Origin of the sequence: Synechococcus sp. CBW1004 (genome assembly GCF_015840715.1) — a bacterium.
Classification (GTDB): domain Bacteria; phylum Cyanobacteriota; class Cyanobacteriia; order PCC-6307; family Cyanobiaceae; genus Cyanobium.
Genome location: NZ_CP060397.1, coordinates 1,755,614 through 1,777,120, shown reverse-complemented (window position 1 = coordinate 1,777,120; position 21,507 = coordinate 1,755,614). Strand labels below are relative to the sequence as shown.

Here is a 21,507-nt window from a genome sequence, read left to right as displayed (position 1 = left end):
CAGTTCGGGTGTAACCGATGACCACCGACACAGCCGCCCCCGCCAGCGATCCCCGCGCCCTGACGATCGAGAACGTGGAGCGCACCCTCGATGAGCTGCGTCCGTATCTGATGGCCGATGGCGGCAACGTCGAGGTCGTCGAGATCGACGGCCCGATCGTCAAAGTGCGGCTGCAGGGCGCCTGCGGCTCCTGCCCCAGCAGCACCATGACCCTGAAGATGGGCATCGAGCGCAAGCTGCGCGAGGCCATCCCCGAGGTGAGCGAGGTGGTTCAGGTGCTCTGAGCACCACTCAGCGGATGAAGACCGTGCGGGCCCGGGCGATCGAGCACGCCGGCTGATAGCCGCTGGGATACACCAATCGGTAGACCAGCTGGCTGCTGTCCGTGCTCTGCCCCTGGCAGCTCACCAGCTCGATCAGGGCATCCCGGACGGCCACGCCATCATGAAGCCCCAGGCCCGCAGCGTGGTTGAGGACACCGTTGCGCTGCACGGGTGGACCGCAGCGCCGCACGTTCCCCAGGTGATTGTAGTAATAAATGAACGACACATTTCCTTCGGTATCGAGATAGCTGCCACTGTCGCGCGGCACGCGAAAGGCGGCGATCGAGGCCTGACCCGCCGCCTCGCAGCCCTCCGGCAGGATGCGGCCCGCCTCCACCAGGGCCGCCTCGCTGGCCTCCACCTGCACGAGGTAATCGAGCCTGCCGGCGTTGTCGCGCTGCCGCTGGGCGACTTCCAGATTCGAGCTGCTGCGCACGTGGGAGATCAGCACCGAGCCGGCGGCGATGAACACCACCTGGACGGCCACCAGGGCCACCAGCAGCTCCACCAGGGTGAAGCCGGCACCGCCTCGTTTAGATGCGCGCATAGTTGTCACAGCCGGCCGTCACACCGCCCGCATTGGCCGAGCCGATGTCGATCGAGCCCAGGATGCTCGAGAGGCGCACGCAGCGGCGGGGCGCGGATCCATCGGCCGGGGCGACGCGGATCTCGAGATCGTCGCTGAGGTTGGCCACCGAATCCGACGACCACATCCCCCGCGGTGTGAAGAAGAGGCGGACGCTGCCTGAGCAGAGTGTGGCGGGGATGCCGCTGGCGCTGCAGTCGTCCGCCGTGGGGGAATTCGTGATGCTGCCCGCCGGGATGCTGTGGCTGATCCGGAAACGTCCGCCCCAGGTGTCCGTCACCCGGAGCTGCGTCTCCCGCGCCGCGCAGCCGCTGATGCCGGCGATCACGTCACCGGCCTCGGCATCCGCCTGGGGGGCCGCGATCACGATTGCGCAGCCGCCGGAACTGGCATCGGGATTCACCTCGCGTGCGGCGATCGAGCGGGTCTCCTCCAGCCAGCCGGCGATCTCGAAGGCGAGAGCATTGACCCGTTCACGCCGCAGCACGAACTGAAAGGACGGAACCGCGATCGCCGCCAGGATGCCGAGCACCGCCACGGCCACCAGCAGCTCGACCAGGGTGAAGCCCCGGATCCGGTCCCTCGGCTGCGGCCTTCCCATCAGTTGCACCAGGCCGAGAGCACCGGTGCCACCTTGATCACGCGCTGCATCGAACCATCGGTCGCGGTGTAAGTCACGATCACATTGTGGTTCTTCGGATCGGTGGGGGCCTCCCGCACCACGCTGCTGCGGCTTACGCCAGTTCCCACAGTGGAGGGCAGCTGGCCGATCGCCGTGATGAACCCCTGGGTGATGTGGCTGGCGGCGCTGGTGGCGTTGCAGGCGGCGAAGAAGGCGGTGATGTTGGCCTCATTCACGCCTGGAACCACGGGGAAGAAGTAGGCCGCCTGATCCGGCGTGAGGCTCTGACCGCAGCCTGCGGACTCTCCGGAGGGGATGCTGCCGGTGGGGACGAGGCAGGCGGTGTAGACGCTGGCCAGCCGCTTGATTTCCGAGATGTCGTTGTCGATCGCCAGGCTGTTGGCGTTGAGTTGGCCACTGCGCCCCAGCAGGTTGGTGATGCTCCGCAGGGCGACGCTGGAGCCGGCGAGCGCCACCGCCAGTACCACCACCGCCACCAGTGCCTCGACGATGCTGAAGCCGGTGCTGGCCCGCGTGATCACCGGGCCGGTGGCATCCGTCCGCAGCCGTCTAGAAGCCGGAGGCATGGCTGAAGCTGCGGGCGATCATGTCGTAGAGCGGCACCTTCGCCGGCGGCGGGCAGCGATGGTTGTCGCAGAAGGAGGGGTTCGAGACCGGTGTGCGCACCTTGCTGTTGCCGTTGATATAGATATCGTTGGCCCAGATCCGGCCCATGAAGTTGGGATCGGCGTTCCCTCCACCGCGCAGCTCCACCGAAGCCCGGGGCGCGTAGATGTTCATGCCCACAGTGGAGGCCGTGCCGCGCAGGGTGAACGAGCCGGCGCCATGGCCATAAGCATTAAAAAGCTCAGATTGGTCGTAAGCGCTGTTCGTGGCGGTGCAGTTGGCATCGGCCGCTGCTCCTGCGGCCGGGTTGCACTTGCGCTGAAATGCACTCCAGGTGACCACGGTGTTGCAGCTGCCCGCCACATAGCCGCTGCGGCTGCAGTGCACCCGCCGGATCGTGGTGTTGCCACTGCCGCCCATGTACTCGCCGCTGTAGGCGGCATCGTCGAAGTGGAAATTGATCATCGCGTAGCTGGTGTCGATCGTCAGCGTCTGGTTGCCGGAAGCGATATCGCGGAAGCGGCAATCGGCCACGGCGTAGGCTGCGGCGGGGTCTTTGGTGACGATGCAGTTGTCCATCGTGGTCACCGTCGATCCGGTCTTGCGTTTCATCCTCAGATCGGCCGGATCGAGATAGATGCTCGTGTCACCGGAGATCGTGAGGGTGGGCTGTGGGAAGGCCGTGGACCATTGGTTGAATGCCTGGGTGTTGGCCTTGGGATACGGGGGGGAGCCGAAGGTGGGTTGAGGTTCGCTGCGGCAGAGGGCGATATCCGACAGATCGTTGCAGCCGGCGAAGGAGGGCACGGATGTCGCCCCCTTGGTGGCGAACAACTTCCAGCCCGAAAAGGTTCGCAGCCAATACGTGCCCAACAAGGTGGGCACCCAGTTGCCAAAGGTGGGGCCTGGATAGCTTTGCAGGTAGAACAAGTTGGCAATCCAGCCGCCATCCGGACCACTGCCGGCACCGGGAGCGTCACCAAAGCGTGGTCGTGGTAATTCCAGATCGAAGCCAGTCGGCACGAACGTAATGCCCGGTTTGCTTTTGGTGGCTTTCCCCAGCGCCTGGGTGCGATTCAGACAAGCCGGGTTGGGGGTGCCCGTCAGGTCGGAATTGGCCGTGAGGTTGCCGCCCCAGCAGAGGGCCCGGGTGATCAGGTTGTTCTGCTCATCCACGATGTCGAGCGTGTTGTTGCTGCCGCTCGGCCCGCCGCCGTTCAGGCTGCCGATGATGCCGCGGCCGATGCCGTCATCGAGGACCAGCGGGCACTCCAGCACCGGGTCGGTGCCCCAGGCCGGATCCGATTCGCCCTCCCCCAGACCGGAGTGACGGCCGAAGGAGCGCTTGCAGCACTTCGGCACCACCTCGAACTCCCGGGTCACCCGGGCCAGGCTGGTCTGGCCGTTGCGCACCACCCGGCCCTGGATCGTCACCCGCAGCAGCGTGCGGGTGCCGCCCTGCAGCGCGGCATTGCGCACCGTGTGGGTGGGGATATTGGCGTTGACCGTGTTGAGGTCGAAGGGTGTGCGCGCCGAGCCGGCGGTGCGGTCCTCGTAGCGGTAGGTCACGTCCTCCACCAGGAACTGGCGGCTGCTGTCGCCGGTGCTGAGGTTCTGCCAGGTGTTGTTGCGGACGAAGCGGCTGGCGCTGGTGGCCGGTGCCGTGTCCGCCACGGCGACCAGCTGACCGCTGGGTGGACTGGTCGCCACAAAAGTCCCCGCACAGGGATTCCGGTGGTCGGTGTTCGTGCTCCACTGGCTGAGCTGGTCATTGCCGGCCACCAGCAAGCGACGGTTCTCCTCCCGGTTGAGCGTCACCGCGAAGTCGGTGATGGCGCTCTCGGCCACATCGCGGGCCTCGCGGTTCACTCCCTGGTAGGAGTTGGCCAGAAAGCCCTGGCTGCTGCGCGTTCCCAGGGCGGTCATGCCGATCAGCAGCAGCAGGGCGGCCACCATGGCGATCGGCATTGCGAAACCGCCGCTGCCGCGCCTGCCTGCGAGCCAGAGCACCACCGGCAAGCGCACCGACAGGGAGCGTCGCGCCCTCCTTGTTCTCGATCCTGGATGCCCTGATCCGCCCATCGGACCCTCAGTGCTGCCTTCACCTTATGCATGCCGCGCGCCGGCGGCACAGGGTGCATCACCGCTGGCTTTTAGGCTCTCCCCACCCGCCCCCGCCCCGTGCTCGACCAGCGCCTGCTGCGCGACGATCCCGACCACATCGCCCGCCAGCTGGCGCGCCGCGGCCTCCGCATCGATCCGGCCGGCCTGCAGATGATCGCCCAGCAGGAGCGCAGCCTCGAGGAGCAGCGCAGCACCCTCCAGGCCGCGGGCAATCAGATCGGCCGGCAGGTGGGGCAGCTGATCAAGGGAGGGGCCGCACCCACCGGCCCGGAGGTGCAGGCCCTGCGCGATGAAGGCAACCGCATCAAGCAGCAGGTGGCGGTGCTGGAGGACGAGGAAAAGGCCCTCGAGCAGCGCCTGCGCGACGAACTGATCGCCCTGCCCAATCTGCCGGCCGCCGAGGTGCCTGACGGCGCCAGCGAGGCGGACAACGTGGAGGTGAAGCGCTGGGGCACGCCCCGCCGGGAGGAGGGGCTGGAGGAGCACTGGCAGATCGGAGAGCGCCTGGGGCTGTGGGAAGCCGAGCGCTCGGTGCGCATCGCCCAGAGCCGCTTCATCACCCTGATGGGCGCCGGTGCCCGCCTGGAGCGTGCCCTGATCAGCTTCATGCTCGATCAGCACACTGCGCGCGGTTACACCGAGGTGCTGCCGCCGATCCTGGTGAACACCGCCAGCCTCACCGGTTCCGGCCAGCTGCCCAAGTTCGCCGAGGAGAGCTTCCGCTGCGCCGAGGACGACCTCTGGCTCACCCCCACCGCCGAGGTGCCGCTCACCTCGCTGCATCGTGATGAGGTGCTCCCCGCCGAGCAGCTGCCGCTGCGCTATTGCGCCTACACCCCCTGCTTCCGCCGCGAGGCCGGCTCCTATGGCCGCGACACCCGCGGCCTGATCCGCCTGCATCAGTTCAACAAGGTGGAGCTGTACTGGTTCTGCCTGCCGGAGCAATCGGCGGACGCCCACGAGCAGATCACCCGCCACGCCGAGGGGATCCTGGAGGGCCTGGAGCTGCCCTACCGCCGCATCGAGCTGTGCACCGGTGATCTGGGATTCTCGGCCGCCAGAACATTCGATCTGGAGGTGTGGCTGCCGGGTGCCGGCGCCTACCGCGAGATCTCCAGCTGCTCGGTCTGCGGCGACTTCCAGGCCCGCCGCTCCTCGATCCGCTGCAAACAGGCCGACAGCAAGGGCACCCAGCTCGTGCACACCCTCAACGGCTCCGGTCTGGCGGTGGGGCGCACCATGGCCGCCCTGCTGGAGAACGGCCAGCAGGCCGACGGCTCGGTGCGGCTGCCCGCTGTCCTGGCGCCCTACTTCGGCGGCGACACGATCAAGGCGGCCTGACGATCCCCGGCTGAGCCAGGGAGCTGAGCCAAGGAACAGACGGCACGGGTGCCGCGTCACGATCCGCCCTTCAGGGCCAGCCCCGCTCGCCACGCTGCGGTTGCCCCGTGCCACTCCCCGTCGGCGCCGGCGCACCCACCACAATGGAGCGACTGCGCGGCACGACCTGAATGGGAGTTCTCACGGCCCTGGCGATCCTGGCGGGTCTGATCGTGGTGCACGAGGCCGGCCACTTCCTGGCCGCCCGCTGGCAGGGCATCCGGGTCAGCGGCTTCTCGATCGGCTTCGGGCCGCCGCTGCTCCAGCTCCGCCGCGACGGGGTGCTTTATGCCCTGCGGCTGATTCCCCTGGGCGGCTTCGTCTCCTTCCCCGACGACGAGGAGGACAGCCCCGTTCCCGCCGACGACCCCGATCTGCTGCGCAACCGGCCCCTGCCCCAGCGGGCCCTGGTGATCGCCGCCGGTGTGCTCGCCAACTTCCTGCTGGCCTGGACCGTGCTGGTGGCCCAGGGCGTGTTCGTGGGCATTCCCGATGGCTTCCAGTCCAGCCCGGGCGTGCTGGTGTCGTCGGTGCAGCCGGCCCAGGCGGCCGCGCTCGGCGGTCTGCGCGGCGGCGACCGCATTCTCGGCCTGCAGGGCGCGTCCCTGGGCGGAGGCCAGCCGGCGGTCGGCACCCTGGTGGAGGCGATCCGCACCGCCCCCGGTCAGGAGCTGCGGCTCGAGATTGAACGCGACGGCCAGCGTCTGCCGCTGGTGCTCACCCCCCAGGCCATGGGCGGCATCGGCCGCATCGGTGCCCAGCTGCAGCCCAGCGGCCGTGAGGTCTATCGGCGGCCCCGGGGACCGCTGGAGCCGATCCGCGAGGCGAATCGCGATTTCAGGGTGCTCACCGCCCGCACCGCCGAGGGCTTCGTCAGCCTCGCCACCCACTTCGGCGAGACGGCCTCGCAGGTGTCAGGCCCGGTGAAGATCGTGGCGATGGGGGCATCCCTGGCCCGCGAGGGCGGCGGCAGCCTGTTCGTGTTCACCGCCCTGATCTCGATCAACCTGGCGGTGCTCAACGCCCTGCCCCTGCCCCTGCTTGACGGCGGCCAGTTCGTGCTGCTGCTGCTGGAGGGGCTGCGCGGCCGGCCCCTGCCCGAGCGCTTCCAGATGGCCTTCCTGCAGTCGGGCTTCGTCTTCCTGGTGGGTCTGAGCGTGCTGCTGATCGTGCGCGACACCAGCCAGCTGCCCGCCGTGCAGCAGCTGCTCAGCCGCTGATCCCACCCGGTCACACCCATCCCGGCCGGCCTCCGAATCCCGATCCCTGGATGGGCCTGTCCCCCCGGGCGGTAGAGTCGTTCACTCCCTTTGCTTCGTACTCAGCCGCATGGCGAAGAAGTCGATGATCGCGCGCGATGTGAAGCGCCGCAAACTGGTCGAGCGCTTCGCCGCCAAGCGCGCTGCCCTGATGGCTGCCTTCGAGGCCGCCGCCGATCCGATGGAGCGCCTGGAGATCCACCGCAAGATCCAGGGCCTGCCCCGCAACAGCGCCCCCACCCGCATCCGCAACCGCTGCTGGGCCACCGGCAAGCCCCGCGGTGTGTATCGCGATTTCGGTCTGTGCCGCAACCAGCTGCGCGAGCGTGCCCACAAGGGTGAACTCCCCGGCGTGGTCAAGTCCAGTTGGTGAGTCGCAAGCGGATGGCCGCAAGGCCTCCGTCACCCGGCTGCACAGGCATCAGGGCCCGGTCGCGCACCGGGCCTTTCTGGTGTCTGGGTCTCGGGTGGGCCGATTCCTTCTCGCTCTGCCCTGTCGTCTCCCGACCCCATCCCTACGAAAACCTGGGTTTCCGCCACCTTGCAGAGGTCGGGTGGCAAGATGATCTCGGACAACAAAAGGACATAAGTCAACGTGCAAGGACACATTCAGTCGATCTCCTTCGATGGTCGGGAGATCCGGCTGACCACAGGGCGGTACGCCCCCCAGGCCGGCGGCTCGGTGATGATCGAGTGCGGTGACACGGCGATCCTCGTCACCGCCACCCGCTCCGGCGCCCGCGAGGGCATCGATTTTCTGCCCCTCATCTGCGACTACGAGGAGCGCCTCTACGCCGCCGGTCGCATTCCCGGCAGCTTCTTCCGCCGGGAGGGTCGCCCTCCCGAGCGCGCCATCCTCACCTCCCGTCTGATCGACCGGCCGATGCGGCCGCTGTTCCCCGGCTGGCTGCGCGACGACCTGCAGATCGTCGCCACCTGCCTGTCGCTCGATGAGCGGGTGCCGCCCGATGTGCTGGCGGTCACCGGTGCCTCCATGGCCGCCCTGATGGCCCGCATGCCGTTCCATGGCCCGATGGCGGCGGTGCGCGTCGGTCTGCTGGGCGATGACTTCGTGCTCAACCCCAGCTTCCGTGAGATCGAGCGCAGCGATCTCGATCTGGTCGTCGCCGGCACCCCCGATGGCGTCGTGATGGTCGAGGCCGGTGCCAACCAGCTCCCCGAGCAGGACGTGATCGAGGCGATCGACTTCGGCTATGAGGCTGTCGGGGAGCTGATCAAGGCCCAGCTCAGCCTGCTCAAGGAGCACGGCATCGAGCAGGTGATTCCCGAGCCCAGAGCGGAGGATCCCACCGTTCCCTCCTTCCTGGAGAAGGAATGCGCCGCCGCCATCGGCGAGGTGCTGCAGCAGTTCAGCCAGACCAAGCCCGAGCGCGACGCCAAACTCGATGCGATCAAGGCCGAGGTCAGCGCCAGGATCCAGGCCCTGCCCGATGACGACGCCGTCAAGCAGGCGGTGAGCGCCAACGGCAAGCTGCTGGGCAACAGCTACAAGAGCCTCACCAAGACGCTGATGCGCCAGCAGATCGTCAAGGACGGCAAGCGCGTCGATGGCCGCGCCCTCGACGAGGTGCGCCCGATCAGCGCCGCCGTGGGCGTGCTGCCTCGCCGTGTGCATGGCTCTGGCCTGTTCAACCGCGGCCTCACCCAGGTGCTCTCCACCGCCACCCTGGGTACGCCCAGCGATGCGCAGGAGCTGGATGATCTCAATCCCAGCAACGAGAAGACCTACCTGCATCACTACAACTTCCCGCCCTATTCGGTGGGTGAGACCCGGCCGATGCGCTCGCCCGGCCGCCGCGAGATCGGTCACGGCGCCCTCGCCGAGCGGGCCATCGTGCCCGTGCTGCCCAGCCGCGAAAGCTTCCCCTACGTGCTGCGGGTGGTGAGCGAGGTGCTCAGCTCCAACGGCTCCACTTCGATGGGCTCGGTGTGCGGCAGCACCCTGGCTCTGATGGATGCCGGCGTGCCCCTGAAGGCGCCGGTGGGTGGCGCCGCCATGGGCCTGATCAAGGAGGGCGACGAGGTGCGCATCCTCACCGACATCCAGGGAATCGAGGACTTCCTCGGCGACATGGATTTCAAGGTGGCCGGCACCGAGAAGGGCATCACCGCCCTGCAGATGGACATGAAGATCACCGGCCTGGCGATGAGCACCGTGGCCGAGGCGATCAACCAGGCCCGCCCGGCCCGCCTGCACATCCTCGCCAAGATGATGGAGGCCATCGACACGCCGCGCACGGCCCTCTCGCACCATGCCCCCCGCCTGCTCAGCTTCCGGATCGACCCCGAGCTGATCGGCACGGTGATCGGCCCCGGCGGCCGCACGATCAAGGGCATCACCGAGCGCACCAACACCAAGATCGACATCGAGGACGGCGGCATCGTCACGATCGCCAGCCACGACGGTGCCGCGGCCGAGGAGGCCCAACGCATCATCGAAGGGCTCACCCGCCGTATCAGCGAGGGTGAGGTGTTCCAGGGCAGCGTCACCCGCGTGATCCCGATCGGCGCCTTCGTCGAGATCCTGCCCGGCAAGGAGGGGATGATCCACATCTCCCAGCTCTCCGAGGCGCGCGTCGAGAAGGTCGAGGACGTGGTCAACGTCGGCGATCAGGTGACGGTGCGGGTGCGCGAGATCGACAACCGCGGCCGCATCAACCTCACCCTGCGTGGTGTGCCCCAGCAGGAGCCGGTGCCCGCCGGCTGAGCCGCGCCAGCCCGTTGATTTCCCCTCCAGCCGGCCCTCAGGGGCCGGCTTTTTCGTGGCCGCTCAACACTCCGCTCCGGCCGTTCGGCGAGCGCAGCCCGAGCAGCAGGGCCCCCACTGTGAGGCCGAGGCCCATGCCGGTGGCGCCCTGCCACTGCCACTGGCTCCAGACCGCGCTGAGCAGCAGCGAGCACACCGCCGCCCCCAGATAGGAGCACAGCACCAGCCAGGTCAGCAATCGGTTGCGCGCCGCCGGATCCAGCGACAGCACCTGCGTCTGATGGGCGACGAAGCTGCCCTGCACGGCCAGTTCCAGCGCCGCGATCCCCACGGCCAGGAGCGGCAGGGATGCGGCGCCGATGCGCAGCAACACCAGCCCGAGCACGGCCAGGAATCCCGCCCGCAGCAACACGGATGGGGCCCCGCCCCGGTCCACCAGGCGCCCGATCGGCCGCGCCAGGGCGATGCTGAGCAGCGAGACGAGTCCGAAGGCGCCGATCTGCGCTGCCGAGAAGTTCAGCGGTGGCGTCGCCAGATGCAGGGCGAGCGCGCTCCACAGGGACAGGAAGCAGCCGAACAGCAGCCCCTGCCGCAGGCAGGCCCGCCGCAGGGTCGGATGCTGGTTCCAGAGCTGCAGCTGGGAGCGTTGCAGCGCCAGATAGGAGAGCGGCCGCTCCGGCCGCTGCCGCGGCAGGGCCACCAGGATCAGCACAGCCAGCAATGCCATCAGCAGGGCTGCCAGCAGATACACCAGTCGCCAGGAGAGCAGCTGCGCCAGCAGGCCACTGAGGCTGCGTGACAGGAGGATGCCGCTGAACTGCCCCGCCAGCAGCGTGCCGAGCACCGTGCCCAGCCGGTCGCGAGGGGTGATCTGTGCCACGTAGGGCGGCAGCAGATAGGGCACCAGGGTGCAGAGACCCAGCAGGGTCGCGGCGATCAGGGCCAGGCCGAACTGCGTCGCGCCCGCCAGCAGCAGCGCGGCCAGCGCACATCCACCGGCCGCCAGCGCCAGCAGTCGGCGCCGTTCGACGCTATCGGCGAGGGGCAGCAGCAGCAGCAGGCTGGCGGTGAGGCCCCACTGGCTCAAGGCCGGCAGCAGCACCACCTGGGCGGCGCTGATCCGCCACTCGGCGCTCAGTTGCGGCAGCAGCGTCTGGCAGTAGTAGACGTTGGCGATGCCGACCGCCATCGCCACGCTCAGCCAGGGCAGCGGTGGCAGGGGCGGCGTTTCCCGGGGGGATGTCACAGGGCGGAGCCGCCCACGGGAATGCCGCTGAACAGCAGGCGCCCCGGAGCCGTGGGGGAAGGATCGAACCAGTACTGCTCCACCAGGGTCAGGAAGGCATCACGCGGCAGCCGCCCCGCCGGCAGATCCAGCTCCTGCAGGATCCGCTCGAGATTGGCGGCGATGCCCTCCACCGGGTGGCCGTAGGCGGCTGCGAAGGCCTGCAGATCCTCCAGCTCCAGCTCCCCATCACGATCGACATCGAGCACATCGAAGAAGCCGCCCGCGGCCCGTTCGATGAACTGGCGTGCCCCGTCGCGGTCGGCCTGGTAAGCCGCCACCACGGAGGCGTGGGAGTTCACGAACTCGTCGAGCGTGACCGTGCCGCTGTGGTCGCGGTCGCGGCGACTGTTTTCATGCTGGTAGGTGCTCAGCAGCAGCTGCAGCAGGTTGGCGAAGCGCGCCGGTCGACCCTGCCAGCGGGCCTCGAGGCTGCGGGCCACCGGCGCGAAATCCTGCTCGAAACGGTGCTGGCCGTCGCCATCACGGTCGTAGAAGCTGAACAGGCGCCGGTAGCGCTCGATCAGCACCTGGGGAAGAGCCATGGCTCCCGGGGGGTGATGGGGGCTGCTCCACATTGCTGCATGTCCGTGCCGCCGCCGGATTGCCCCTGGCCCTGCCCTGGCCGTTCGTGTCGCGTCGCTCCCGGGGGAACGGCACCCCCTCGTGAGGGTTCAGCTGAAGCGCACGACCAGCCGCTCGAAACCGCGGAAGCGATCGGCCACCAATCGGCGGGAGGCGAGCTCATCGACCTCCACGCGCTCGTAGCGCTCCAGCCAGGCGCGCAGCACCGCCCGCGCCTCCAGGCGCGCCAGCTGCAGGCCGAGGCATTGGTGCAGTCCTGGCGCAAAGCTGAGGTGGGGGTTGGGCATGCGATCCACCAGGAAGCGGTCCGGATCCTCGAACACCCGCGGGTCGCGGTTGGCGGCGCCCACCAGAGCCGTGAGTGAATCGCCGGCCGCGATCCGTTGTCCCGCGATCTCCAGGGTTTCGGAGGCGACACTGGCATTGAGCGCCTGGGCCGGTGGATCGAAGCGCAGCGCCTCCTCGACGGCGCACTCCAGCAGGGATGGATCCTGTCGCAGCCGCTCGAACACAGCCGGCTGCCGAGAGAAGATCAGGGCCATGCTGCTGATCAGCAGCGGGACGGTGTAGATGCTGGCGGAATAGAAATTGCTGGAGACGAACAGCAGCAGCTGCTCATCCGTGAGAGCCAAGCCTTGCTCTTTGTCGACGAGCAGTCGGCTGAGCAGGTCATCGCGGGGATGCAGGCGCCGCTCATGCAGTAGGGGCAGGAAGTAGCGCCTGTAGACCTCCATGGCTTGATCACCCCCATGGGCGGTCTCCTCGTTCTGGGAGAGACCTCGGGCGCGTACGAACTGTCCAACGTGCCTGAGCACGTCCTGCTGCTGATGGGCTGGAACTCCCATGAGCTCACTCGTGACCGCCACCGGCAGCGGATGGGCGCAGCTGGGCATCAGATCGTGCCACTCGCCCGTGGGCAGTCGGTCCAGACGCTCAGCGATGAAAGCCTCGCAGAACGCAGCCAGGGCCTGCAGGTCGATGCCGTGATAGGCGGCCATCACGTGTTTGCGCACGCTGGCATGGGGCTCGCCATCCATATAGGGAATGTCCAGTTTCTGGCGCGCAAAGATGCGTCCAGAGCCGAACTTCTCCACCAGTTTGTCGAGATGCGCCCTCCTCAGACAGCGCGGATCACGCATGTGGGCGGCTGCCTCCGGATGGCCGAGCACCAACCACATTCCTGGTCCTTCGCACCACTGCACCGGGCACTCCCGGCGCAGGGCCGCATAGATCGGATAGGGGTAAGGGTGACCCGGCAGGCAGGGGTCGGCCTGAAACGCCCGGCGATCCTCCGGGCTCAGCAGCACTGGTTCCGCCATGACCGCCACCGCGTCCTCGGGGAAGTCTGGTCGTCAGGGACCGGGATGGCCGTGTGTCGCGATCACACCGCAAAGCCCGGGTCGATCGCGGCCATCGCCGCCGCTGCGCGCCTGCAGAGCTCGGCGTGGCTGGGGCCATGGCTGGCGATCAGGCAGCCCGCCTGGCGGATGTCGCCGTCGTTGTAGGAGAGGGCACGCCCATCGGCGTGGCTGAAGGCACCGCCCGCCGCCCGCAGCACGGCCTCCGGGGCGGCCATGTCCCAGTCCTTGGGGGCGCTGCGGCCGGAGAGCGAGATGTAGACATCGGTCTCGCCCCGCAGGATCGAGGCCACCTTGCCGCCGACGCTGCCCATAGCGATGCTGTCGCCCAGCTGCAGGGCCTCCAGCAGCTGCTCCAGCCGTGCATCGCGGTGGCTGCGGCTCGCCACCAGCACCAGCTCGCCCACCTCCTGCCTGTCGCTCAGGCGGGCGGCGCGCTGCTCGCCGGCGCGGTTCTCACACCAGGCCTGCCCGGCCGCCCCGGGGCTGATCAGGCCGAACCAGAGCTCCTCGGGCTCCGGCAGCAGCACCACTCCCAGCACCGGCGAGCCCGCATGCACCAGGGCCAGATGCACCGCGTATTCGCCGGTGCCCTGCAGGAAATCCTTGGTGCCATCGAGGGGATCGAGGATCCACAGCCATTCCGCCGCCAGTGGCTGCCCCGCCTGCAGCTGCTCGCCGGCGGTCTCCTCGCTCAGCAGCGTCCAGGCCGCCCGGGGGAAGGCCTCGCTGAGCCCATCCAGCAGCCAGCGGTTCACTGCCAGATCCGCCGCCGACACCGGCCCTTCGCCGCCCTGCTCCACGTTCAGGGCCGCTGGGAAGCCGTAGGGCGGCTGCTCCCCGCGGGCATAGGCGCGCAGGATGTCGGCGGCGCCCCAGCTGAGGCGGCGCAGCTGCTCCAGCAACGACGCGCCGCTCACCCCCTCCGGCAGGGGAAACGACGCTGCGGCCGGAGTGGGACCTGCGGCGGTGGGGAACTCCGGCATCAGCTGCAAAAACGCCATTGTCCAGCAGGGGGCTGCCGCTTCCGCCTGCGCCCCGGATCGGACAGCAGCAGCGGGCTCTGCCGCAACGGCGCCAGGCCTGGCCGGCGGCGCTCGGGTCCTCCCGGCGGCCTGCCCGCTTTGGCGCAAGCCCCGGCACGGCTGCAGGAGCCCGGTGACGGGACTGGACGGAACGCCCGCAGGGCCGTGCCGCACCCCCTTCTTCCTCCGGCTCCTGTGCTGACGCTGCCTCCTCAGCCGGTGGCTGGTCAGCATGGGGGGCCTCGCCGCTGTCCGTGGATCGTCCCGATGCCCCTGCCGCCGCCGAACCGGCGCCCTCGGTGCTCTACGTGGTGGGCACCCCGATCGGCAATCGCGACGACCTCTCGCCGCGGGCCCTGCGGGTGCTGGCCGGTGTCGATCGCATCGCCTGCGAGGACACCCGCCGCAGCGGCCTGCTGCTGCAGCAGCTGGGCCTGAGCGGCAGACCGCTGCTCAGCTTCCACGCTCACAACGAGACGGCACGAATCCCCTCCCTGCTGGCCGCTCTCGAGCGGGGGGAGTCGCTCGCCATGATCAGCGACGCCGGTCTGCCGGGCATCTCCGATCCGGGCGAATCGCTCGTGGCCGCGGCCCGTGCCCGCGGCCTTACAGTGGTGTGCGTGCCCGGCCCCTGCGCCCTGACCACGGCGCTGGTGAGCAGCGGCCTGCCCACGGGACGCTTTTGCTTCGAGGGCTTCCTGCCGCCGCGCAGCGCCGCCCGCAGGCGCCGGCTGGCGGAACTGGCGGAGGACCCACGCACACTCCTGTTCTACGAGGCCCCCCATCGCCTGGTGGCCCTGCTCGAAGATCTGCTGGCGGTGCTGGGGGATCGGCCGCTGCAGGTGGCCCGCGAGCTCACCAAGCGCCATGAGCAGCAGGTGGGCCCCACCGTGGCCGCCGCCCTGGCCCACTTCCAGGCGGTGGCGCCTCTGGGCGAATGCACGCTGGTGCTGGGGGGGGCGCCGCCGCGGCAGCCGGTGTGGGATGAGCCGGCCCTGCGGCTGGAGCTGCAGCGCCTCAGGGAGGCCGGTCTGAGCAGTCAGGAGGCGGCACGCCAGCTGGCGGAGCGCAGCGGCCACCGCCGGCGTGAGCTCTATGCCCTGCTGCATCAGCCTTCGGACCCGACGGCGCAGGCCGATGCTCCGGGGGATCGCCACGGGCCAGACTGAGCTGGTCCGTTGCGGCTTCCGCGTCCCATGCTGCTGCGCCTGCGTCTGTTGCTCGGCAGCCTCGTCGGATCGGTTCTGCTGTTCGCGCTGCTCTGCCTCGGGGCGCAGAACCTCGATGAGAAGGTGAGCCTGCGCCTGGGACCGGCCCGCAGCGCCCCCCTGCCGACGGGATTCCTGATCGGCCTGGCGGTGGTGCTGGGGGTGGTCAGCGGCGGCAGCAGCGTCGCCCTGCTGCTGCCGATGCGGGACGACGAGGGGGCGTGAGCCTCAGGCTTCGGGCAGGGCGTAGAGCGCTCCTTCGACCACCACACGGCAGATGCCCTGCCGCAGCAGATAGGGCGCCGTGCGCTCCAGCACCCCTAAATCGGGAACCTTGATCACCCGCTGCGTGCGGCCGCAGTGGCGCTTGGCCTGGCGGGGGTTGCTGTACAGCACCAGGGCCTGAAGCTCCAGTTCCGTCGCCTCAAGGCGTCCCAGCTCCGGGATCTCTCCCAGAGGGCGGGCCTGGAGTTCGACGGTCTTGTCGACCAGCATGTAGGCGCTGGCCGGCAATTCATCGACGCACCAGGCACGGGCGGTGGTGAGGGGCTGATCCAGCGCGTCGGTCAGGCTGATGGGCACCTCGACGAAGGTCTGCTCCAGGAAGCCTCCACTGCCGTCGTCGTCCTGCTCGTCGCCGTCGTCATCCTCCGCGTCGAAGTCATCGAAGTCGTCGGCATCGTCGATCGCCAGTGCCCTCGGGGCTTCGTGGTCGGCGGGATCCTGGTCTGAATCGTCTTCATCGCCCGGATCCAGGGCTTCCTGGGCCGCAGGGCCGTTGGCAGCCTCGATCGGCAGCGGCTCCGGGGAGGGAGGCGGGTCCGTGGTGGCTTCGGAAACCGCATCCGACTCCAGTGGCGGCTCTGGCTGAGGGGTGTGGCGCTCCGGGGCTGGGGCCTCGGGCTGGGCGGTCTGGCCCGCGCGGCGGCTCCGCTGACGTTTGAGTTCTTCGTACAGCGCCGGCTCGATCGCCGCCTTCACCACACGGGTCACGGTGTTGGGGCTGCAGCCGAAGGCTGCGGCCAGCTCCTGGGTGCCGGCACCGCTGCGGAAGCGACTGACGAGTTCCTGCTTCTGGGCATCACTGAGCCGGGGGGCCGCCATGAAGCGTTCGGTGCACGGTGAAGCACTCTACGGACTGCGGCCGGAGCTCTTCTACCGCCCCCGTGCTGCCAGAGGCCATCATGGTGCCGGCCCGGAGCGCCATGGCTCCGTGCAGGGCTGCCCTGCAGGCCTCCTCAGCTCCCTTAGCTCAGCTGGATAGAGCAGCTGCCTTCTAAGCAGCCGGTCGATGGTTCGAATCCATCAGGGGGCGTTCAGGAAAAAGCTAGTCAGGAACTGGAGTCTGGGCTCATCCGGAATGGATTTCGGAGGTCTCCAAGGTTCATTTTTCACGCCCGGATGGGCCTGAAACGCCCCGGAAATGCCAGGATTTCACGCAGATTTCACGCGGCACCATGGCCTCGCCCTCTTGGCTGCGGAACCTGAGCCAGGCTTTCAAGGCCCACCGCTTGGGGCGGGCTGGCTGGTACGTGGAGCTGAACCGCGACCGTCTGCGGGTGGTTTCCGCCGAGCTGCCCCTCAGGCCCGGCGAATCATCTGCCCAGGTTCACAAGCGCAGGGCTTACAGCCTCTCTGTACCACCCGGACCGGCCACGGCGGCCGCGGCTCTCAGTGAAGCCTGCGCGGTGTTTGACGCCGTGGTTTCAGGAACCTGGCAATGGCCAGACCCGGAAGCCGCACCGCCCGCCGACGACCCATGCCACTTGGATCCTGAGCACCTTGAGCGGTTGATCCAACAGCTCCGCGCAAGGCTCGTCGGTGAGCGCATGACTGCCATCACATGGGAACGAACGTGGTTGCCGTTCCTTCACCGGCTGGTGGTTACTGCTGCTGAGCACCACACAAGACACGATGCAGATCTGCTGACCGCATATCTGAAGCGATGGGAGGCGAACAGCCGCTCCCGGCAGATGGCACACGATCGTGCCCGGAGCCTCTGGAAGGAAGCAGGCTGGCACTGGCTGGACGAACTGGCGCCACTCCGCGGGAATGGCAAGGCCGCGGCGCACCCCGAGGGTGTCAGGGCCTTCAGAGACCAGGAGATCCAGCTACTCCGTGAGCGGATTAAGAAGAGCGCGAAGCTGGGTCCGGGTGACCTTCTGGCTTGGGACATCCTGGCCGTATTCGGACTCCGGCCGCAGGAGCTGATCGGATTGGATGTCAAGAGCGGGGCCCATGGCCTGCCCGTTGCTGTGGTCACCCGTTCCAAGCGTTCCAGCAAGGGTGCAACACGGCCACGGCAGGTGCCGGCTGTGCCACCGGGCGGCTGGCCGTCGGACTGCTACGGGCTGATCCAGCGCTGGCGCGTTCATGGGTTGCCTGATTGGAGTCAACGGGCATCCGGGCCTGGCGGTCACATGACACAGCAGCTTCGCCGCTTGCAGATGCCCAGCGACCTCACCAGCTATGGACTGCGGCACGCTTTCGCGCTTCGCCTTGGCCTTGATCTGGGACTCCACGTCCGAGAGAGCGCCGAGTTGATGGGGCACTCTCCGCAGGTGCATCTGGCCACCTATAGAAGGCGGCTGGATGGCCCGAGCCTGCAGCGCAAGGTGCAAGAGCTGGTGGCCCGCCGCGTTGAGCGTACCCATTCAGGGGGGCGGGACAGCTCATCGCGAACATCGATACGACTGAACCCTTGACGTCGGCTTGAATCCCGGTTGCATCTCAGGCAGAGACTTCCTGCGATGACCACCCCTCCGGCCGGGATTTCAGAAGCGGACTGGGCTTCCACTCCGGTGGGCGTGAGGGCTGGCTTCCTTGAGGTTCTTGCACAGCTCCAGAGACAACAGCAGGAGAACGACCAGCTCCGAGCGCAGCTCACCGACCTGGCGACGGAACTGGCCAGCCTGCGCGAGCGGATCGGCCGCAACTCCCGCAACTCCTCCAAGCCGCCCTCCAGTGACGGCACGGGTTTTAAGCCGCCCACCCGCTGCAAAGGCACTGGTCGCAAGCGGGGTGGTCAGCAGGGGCACCCGGGAGCAGGGCCGGAGCTGCTGCCGATCGCGCGTGTGGATGAGGTGCTCGAGCACCACCCGGACGCCTGCCGCCGCTGCGGCACCCTGCTACAGGGGGAGGATGCGGAGCCGCTGCGCCATCAGGTGATCGAGATTCCACCGATCAGCCCGGTGGTGATCGAACACCGTCTGCACCGTCTGGTCTGCCCCTGCTGCTCCACCAGCACCTGCGCCGAGCTGCCGGCGGATGTGGAGCCCAGCCGCTACGGCCCACGCCTGAGCGGCCTGGTGGGACTGCTGGGCAGCGCCTTTCCCCTGAGTTTCGGCCGAACCCAGGCGCTGCTGGATCAGCTGCTGGGTGTGGAAATCAGCCGCGGCGCTATCGCCACCATCCGGGCACGTCTGAGCGCAGCCCTGCAGCAGGCGGTGGAGGAAGCCCTGGAGGTGGCCCGGCAGCAGCCGGTGGCCTACGTGGATGAAACCGGCGCCCCCACCGGCAACGCCGACGGTTGTAATCCTGCTGGCAGGCGCGGCTGGCAGTGGGTCATGGTCACACCACTGGTTACGGTGTTCCTGCAGGGCCTGAGCCGCTCAAGTGCAGCGGCAATGGAGCTTCTGGGCCATACCTTTGCAGGGATCGTGGTGAGTGATCGCTTCTCGGCCTACAACCACCTGCCCGTGGAGCAGCGGCAGCTGTGCTGGGCCCACCTGATCCGGGATCTGGCGGCCATCGCTGAACGCCAGGGCGCCAGCAGGGAGATCGGAGCCCAGATGCTGGCTCTGCAGCAGCATCTGTTCGCTCACTGGCACCAGTGGAAGAGCGGAGCGATCGACCGGCCCCAGCTCCTGCATCGATGCCACCCCCTCCGCTTGGCGTTCGAGGCCACGCTGCAGCGGGTGGTGGATCTGGGCTGTGAGCGGGGCGAGCAAACGCCCTGGGCCCAGACGGTGCGAACCTGTCGCCAGTTGCTGCAGCGCAAGCAGGCGCTCTGGACTTTTCTGCAAACGCCAGGGATCGAGCCCACCAACAACGCTGCCGAGCGGGCACTGCGGCAATCGGTGATTCACCGCAAGATCAGCCATGGCGTCCAGTCCTCCGGCGGCGCCATCTGCCGCAGCCGGTTGCTCACCGTCACCGCCACCCTGCGGCAGCAGGGCCGCGATGTCTGGCAATTCCTGGAGCAGGCCTGGATTGCCCATCGCCTCGGCGGCGTGATGCCATCGCTGGTGCCGGATCGCTGAGGCAGCGATCACACGTGGAAGGAACAGATGGCCCCTCTCAGAGGAGAGATCGGAGATTGACTGACGCACTGGGGTGTCCCGACCCCTGAACGCTTACTCCCGGTCTTGATCAGAGCTTCCTTAGGAGTTCGCTGAAAAACCCGCCCATCCCTGCGAAAATGGGGCAACCGCCCACCCTGTGATGCGAGGTCGACAGGAGCGCACCGGCTCGCTGTTCTCCTACGTCTCGGTCGAGGATCGGATTCCGGCCAGTCATCCGCTGCGGCGGATCCGCAAGCTGGCCGATCAGGCCCTTGATCGACTCAATCCCACCTTCTGCGCGCTGTACGCCTCAGAAGGCCGGCCATCGGTGCCGCCCGAGCAGCTGCTTCTGGCCTCGTTGCTGCAGGCGTTCTACGGGATCCGATCGGAGCGGTTGCTGCTGGAGCAGCTCCACTACAACCTGCTCTTTCGCTGGTTCGTGGGCCTCAGCCCGGATGATCCGATCTGGCATCCGACAACGTTCACCAAGAACCGCGAGCGGCTGCTCAACGAGGAGGTGATGGGGCGCTTCCTGGAGAAGTTGATGGGTGCGCCGGAGGTCAGGCCGCTGCTCAGCGATGAGCACTTCTCGGTGGATGGCACCCTGCTGCAGGCCTGGGCGTCCCATGCCTCACTGGAGCGAATTGATGGGCAGGTCGATCCGCCGCCTCCGCCATCAGGACCGGCCGAGGGTTTCGGGGTGTTTCTGGAAGGCAGTCTGCTCAAGCCCTCCATGACCACTGCCGGCGCTGCCTGCCCGGTGCGGCCCAGCCTGGAGGAGGTGGGGGAGTTCACCGTGCGCACCTTGAACCGCACGGTGCCGGCAGCGGTGCCGGCGATCCTGTTTCTCTCCGGCGGCCTCAGCGAGGAGGACGCAAGCCGCTGCCTCAACGCCATCAACGAGGCGGCGGCCCAGGGCTTTGCCCCCTGGCACCTGGGCTTCTCCTTCGGCCGGGCGTTGCAGCACTCCTGCCTCCAGCACTGGGGAGGCAGCGATCGGGGGGCGGGCCAGGCGGCCTTGCTGGCCCGGGTCCGGGCCAACGGCGCCGCCAGCCGGGGCGCTTACATCCCGGGCAGCGAGCCTTCCGACGACACCAGCCTGTTCGAGGCCGATTACAGCTATTGAGAGGGCTGGCGCTCGCCCCGCATCCGGCAAAACAGATAGCCGGAAGCGTCTCTGAGACCCCTTCGGCGAAGGAACTCCCGGCCATGCCGTAACGTCGCTCGCCAGAAGCCAAGCGTTGGCCTGAACATGGTGACAATATGTGAGGATCGGAAATAGCTCTTCCCCCAGATAGACGGACGCTCAAGCGCGTAGACCCTGCCAGCGACATAAACCCGCGGGATTGTCTTTTTGTTGATGCAGGCTGCAATTCGCGACAGATTCCTTTCCGTGAAGGGTTGTCCCGGGATGCGGCCATGCAGGATGACAACCTCTCCGTTGACCTGGCCAAAGGTATGGAAGCGACAGTTGTACTCGCTAGTCAGCGTAGCGATGCGCAGGTCACTCTCATAGAGGGCAATACGAAGCGGTGGCTGATCGTCCGGCACCCATCCATTCATATCAGCCAGCCTGTTCACCCATAGGAGAGATTCCTCCGCAGTCCGGATGAGACTGGCCGATTGTCGGTAAACAATCACTCCCTGATTGAACTCACGAAAGGCCACGGGCACGCCCACATTTTTGGGACACCAGTCGATATAGCGGCGGTCGTGGGACATGGCGACATCGAAATGATCGAGCAACTCGAACAATTCGCCAAAGGGGGCGCAGACAAAGGTGTCGGTGTCCAGGAGGATCGTCTGCTCAAACGGCGAACGAAGCATGGCGATCAACTTGTTGACATGGACCTTCGGATGAACCTCTTCGAGGGGAATGACTTCATCAAAAACACCTCGCTCCAATGGCGGATGGTCCGTGAAGAGAACGAGTCTCAGGTCCGGCATGAAACGCCTGACACTCTCTGCGGAAATCCTGGCTTCCTCGATGAAGGTCGGGCCCAAGGCCATATAGATCGCCCCACGACCGGATCGCACCATGACCGCCTCAACCGATCTTCAGACTCTGCAAAGCATCGCAGGTGGGCCCATGATGCACGGATCCCCCCGGTTGA

20 protein-coding genes and 1 tRNA gene are annotated in these 21,507 nt (G+C 67.9%); 11 read left to right on the top strand and 10 right to left on the bottom strand.

All coding sequences use genetic code 11. The features are described from left to right. The first annotated feature begins 17 nt into the window (after positions 1-17). Positions 18-284 carry a NifU family protein gene (locus H8F25_RS08605; RefSeq protein WP_197213209.1) on the top strand — a complete coding sequence of 89 codons (267 nt, stop codon included), beginning with the start codon at positions 18-20 and terminating at the stop codon, positions 282-284. Between the two features lie 7 nt (positions 285-291). Here H8F25_RS08605 and H8F25_RS08600 read toward each other — a convergent pair whose 3' ends face one another. The 4 genes from H8F25_RS08600 to H8F25_RS08585 are packed head-to-tail and all read right to left on the bottom strand — an operon-like array spanning position 292 to position 4,183. Next, entirely contained in the window at positions 292-870 is a 579-nt protein-coding gene (locus H8F25_RS08600; protein ID WP_197213208.1) for a prepilin-type N-terminal cleavage/methylation domain-containing protein, read from the bottom strand. Continuing rightward, entirely contained in the window at positions 857-1,510 is a 654-nt protein-coding gene (locus tag H8F25_RS08595; protein WP_197213205.1) for a Tfp pilus assembly protein FimT/FimU, read from the bottom strand. Before H8F25_RS08595 ends, H8F25_RS08600 begins: the two co-directional genes overlap by 14 nt. Beyond that, positions 1,510-2,118, bottom strand: a complete 609-nt coding sequence (locus tag H8F25_RS08590) for a hypothetical protein (protein WP_197213204.1) — start codon at positions 2,116-2,118, stop codon at positions 1,510-1,512. Before H8F25_RS08590 ends, H8F25_RS08595 begins: the two co-directional genes overlap by 1 nt. Beyond that, entirely contained in the window at positions 2,102-4,183 is a 2,082-nt protein-coding gene (locus H8F25_RS08585) for a hypothetical protein (protein WP_197213202.1), read from the bottom strand. The genes H8F25_RS08590 and H8F25_RS08585 overlap by 17 nt, the downstream gene beginning before the upstream one ends. Positions 4,184-4,339: 156 nt before the next feature. On the opposite strand from H8F25_RS08585, the gene serS reads away from it, so the two are divergent. The 4 genes from serS (at position 4,340) to H8F25_RS08565 (ending at position 9,649) form a co-directional block, all read left to right on the top strand. Further along, a complete protein-coding gene (serS, locus tag H8F25_RS08580) occupies positions 4,340-5,623 on the top strand; it encodes a serine--tRNA ligase (protein WP_197213201.1) in 1,284 nt (427 codons plus the stop codon). A 170-nt stretch (positions 5,624-5,793) separates the two neighbouring features. Beyond that, positions 5,794-6,882, top strand: a complete 1,089-nt coding sequence (rseP, locus tag H8F25_RS08575) for an RIP metalloprotease RseP (RefSeq protein ID WP_197213199.1) — start codon at positions 5,794-5,796, stop codon at positions 6,880-6,882. 109 nt (positions 6,883-6,991) lie between these two features. Beyond that, entirely contained in the window at positions 6,992-7,294 is a 303-nt protein-coding gene (gene rpsN, locus H8F25_RS08570) for a 30S ribosomal protein S14 (RefSeq protein WP_197213191.1), read from the top strand. Positions 7,295-7,516: 222 nt separating this feature from the next. Further along, positions 7,517-9,649: a polyribonucleotide nucleotidyltransferase gene (locus tag H8F25_RS08565; protein WP_197213183.1), complete on the top strand. Its 2,133-nt coding sequence runs from the start codon at positions 7,517-7,519 to the stop codon at positions 9,647-9,649. 37 nt (positions 9,650-9,686) lie between these two features. On the opposite strand, the gene H8F25_RS08560 is transcribed toward H8F25_RS08565, so the two are convergent. The 4 genes from H8F25_RS08560 to H8F25_RS08545 all read right to left on the bottom strand — a co-directional run bounded on the left by H8F25_RS08560 (position 9,687) and on the right by H8F25_RS08545 (position 13,881). Further along, a complete protein-coding gene (locus H8F25_RS08560) occupies positions 9,687-10,895 on the bottom strand; it encodes an MFS transporter (RefSeq protein ID WP_197213182.1) in 1,209 nt (402 codons plus the stop codon). Further along, complete coding sequence (locus tag H8F25_RS08555) at positions 10,892-11,479, bottom strand: EF-hand domain-containing protein (RefSeq protein WP_231597281.1); 588 nt, start codon at positions 11,477-11,479, stop codon at positions 10,892-10,894. Before H8F25_RS08555 ends, H8F25_RS08560 begins: the two co-directional genes overlap by 4 nt. Positions 11,480-11,608: 129 nt before the next feature. Then, the gene (locus H8F25_RS08550) at positions 11,609-12,838 is read right to left on the bottom strand and encodes a cytochrome P450 (RefSeq protein WP_197213180.1); all 1,230 of its coding nucleotides are present in this window, start codon (positions 12,836-12,838) and stop codon (positions 11,609-11,611) included. A gap of 62 nt (positions 12,839-12,900) precedes the next feature. Further along, entirely contained in the window at positions 12,901-13,881 is a 981-nt protein-coding gene (locus tag H8F25_RS08545; protein ID WP_370525858.1) for a 3'(2'),5'-bisphosphate nucleotidase CysQ, read from the bottom strand. A gap of 275 nt (positions 13,882-14,156) precedes the next feature. Between H8F25_RS08545 and rsmI the strand changes: the two genes are divergently transcribed. Both rsmI and H8F25_RS08535 read left to right on the top strand, forming a co-directional pair. Beyond that, the gene (rsmI, locus tag H8F25_RS08540) at positions 14,157-15,071 is read left to right on the top strand and encodes a 16S rRNA (cytidine(1402)-2'-O)-methyltransferase (protein ID WP_197213178.1); all 915 of its coding nucleotides are present in this window, start codon (positions 14,157-14,159) and stop codon (positions 15,069-15,071) included. Between the two features lie 27 nt (positions 15,072-15,098). Further along, positions 15,099-15,335 (top strand): hypothetical protein, encoded by a 237-nt coding sequence (locus H8F25_RS08535; RefSeq protein ID WP_197213177.1) that lies wholly within the window; start codon positions 15,099-15,101, stop codon positions 15,333-15,335. A gap of 3 nt (positions 15,336-15,338) precedes the next feature. Here H8F25_RS08535 and H8F25_RS08530 read toward each other — a convergent pair whose 3' ends face one another. Beyond that, a complete protein-coding gene (locus H8F25_RS08530) occupies positions 15,339-16,214 on the bottom strand; it encodes a hypothetical protein (RefSeq protein WP_197213176.1) in 876 nt (291 codons plus the stop codon). 137 nt (positions 16,215-16,351) lie between these two features. On the opposite strand from H8F25_RS08530, the gene H8F25_RS08525 reads away from it, so the two are divergent. The 4 genes from H8F25_RS08525 to H8F25_RS17690 all read left to right on the top strand — a co-directional run bounded on the left by H8F25_RS08525 (position 16,352) and on the right by H8F25_RS17690 (position 20,519). After that, a tRNA-Arg gene (locus tag H8F25_RS08525) sits at positions 16,352-16,425 on the top strand. A gap of 142 nt (positions 16,426-16,567) precedes the next feature. Continuing rightward, positions 16,568-17,815: a hypothetical protein gene (locus H8F25_RS08520; RefSeq protein WP_197213175.1), complete on the top strand. Its 1,248-nt coding sequence runs from the start codon at positions 16,568-16,570 to the stop codon at positions 17,813-17,815. A gap of 45 nt (positions 17,816-17,860) precedes the next feature. After that, the gene (locus H8F25_RS08515) at positions 17,861-19,372 is read left to right on the top strand and encodes an IS66 family transposase (protein ID WP_197210264.1); all 1,512 of its coding nucleotides are present in this window, start codon (positions 17,861-17,863) and stop codon (positions 19,370-19,372) included. A 181-nt stretch (positions 19,373-19,553) separates the two neighbouring features. After that, positions 19,554-20,519, top strand: coding sequence for a class I fructose-bisphosphate aldolase (locus H8F25_RS17690; RefSeq protein ID WP_231597280.1), 966 nt, complete (start codon positions 19,554-19,556; stop codon positions 20,517-20,519). Here the strand turns inward: H8F25_RS17690 and H8F25_RS08500 are convergent. Beyond that, positions 20,513-21,433, bottom strand: a complete 921-nt coding sequence (locus tag H8F25_RS08500) for a hypothetical protein (RefSeq protein ID WP_197213173.1) — start codon at positions 21,431-21,433, stop codon at positions 20,513-20,515. The genes H8F25_RS17690 and H8F25_RS08500 overlap by 7 nt on opposite strands. Positions 21,434-21,507: the final 74 nt, after the last annotated feature.

Excerpts from the sequence above, each read along its gene's own strand:
- H8F25_RS08605 (WP_197213209.1), top strand. The coding sequence starts at position 18 with ATGACCACCGACACAGCCGCCCCCGCCAGCGATCCCCGCGCCCTGACG.
- H8F25_RS08600 (WP_197213208.1), bottom strand. The coding sequence starts at position 870 with ATGCGCGCATCTAAACGAGGCGGTGCCGGCTTCACCCTGGTGGAGCTG.
- H8F25_RS08595 (WP_197213205.1), bottom strand. The coding sequence starts at position 1,510 with ATGGGAAGGCCGCAGCCGAGGGACCGGATCCGGGGCTTCACCCTGGTC.
- H8F25_RS08590 (WP_197213204.1), bottom strand. The coding sequence starts at position 2,118 with ATGCCTCCGGCTTCTAGACGGCTGCGGACGGATGCCACCGGCCCGGTG.
- rseP (WP_197213199.1), top strand. The coding sequence starts at position 5,794 with ATGGGAGTTCTCACGGCCCTGGCGATCCTGGCGGGTCTGATCGTGGTG.
- rpsN (WP_197213191.1), top strand. The coding sequence starts at position 6,992 with ATGGCGAAGAAGTCGATGATCGCGCGCGATGTGAAGCGCCGCAAACTG.
- H8F25_RS08555 (WP_231597281.1), bottom strand. The coding sequence starts at position 11,479 with ATGGCTCTTCCCCAGGTGCTGATCGAGCGCTACCGGCGCCTGTTCAGC.
- H8F25_RS08550 (WP_197213180.1), bottom strand. The coding sequence starts at position 12,838 with ATGGCGGAACCAGTGCTGCTGAGCCCGGAGGATCGCCGGGCGTTTCAG.
- H8F25_RS08545 (WP_370525858.1), bottom strand. The coding sequence starts at position 13,881 with ATGGCGTTTTTGCAGCTGATGCCGGAGTTCCCCACCGCCGCAGGTCCC.
- H8F25_RS08535 (WP_197213177.1), top strand. The coding sequence starts at position 15,099 with ATGCTGCTGCGCCTGCGTCTGTTGCTCGGCAGCCTCGTCGGATCGGTT.
- H8F25_RS08530 (WP_197213176.1), bottom strand. The coding sequence starts at position 16,214 with ATGGCGGCCCCCCGGCTCAGTGATGCCCAGAAGCAGGAACTCGTCAGT.
- H8F25_RS08520 (WP_197213175.1), top strand. The coding sequence starts at position 16,568 with ATGGCCTCGCCCTCTTGGCTGCGGAACCTGAGCCAGGCTTTCAAGGCC.
- H8F25_RS08515 (WP_197210264.1), top strand. The coding sequence starts at position 17,861 with ATGACCACCCCTCCGGCCGGGATTTCAGAAGCGGACTGGGCTTCCACT.
- H8F25_RS17690 (WP_231597280.1), top strand. The coding sequence starts at position 19,554 with ATGCGAGGTCGACAGGAGCGCACCGGCTCGCTGTTCTCCTACGTCTCG.
- H8F25_RS08500 (WP_197213173.1), bottom strand. The coding sequence starts at position 21,433 with ATGGTGCGATCCGGTCGTGGGGCGATCTATATGGCCTTGGGCCCGACC.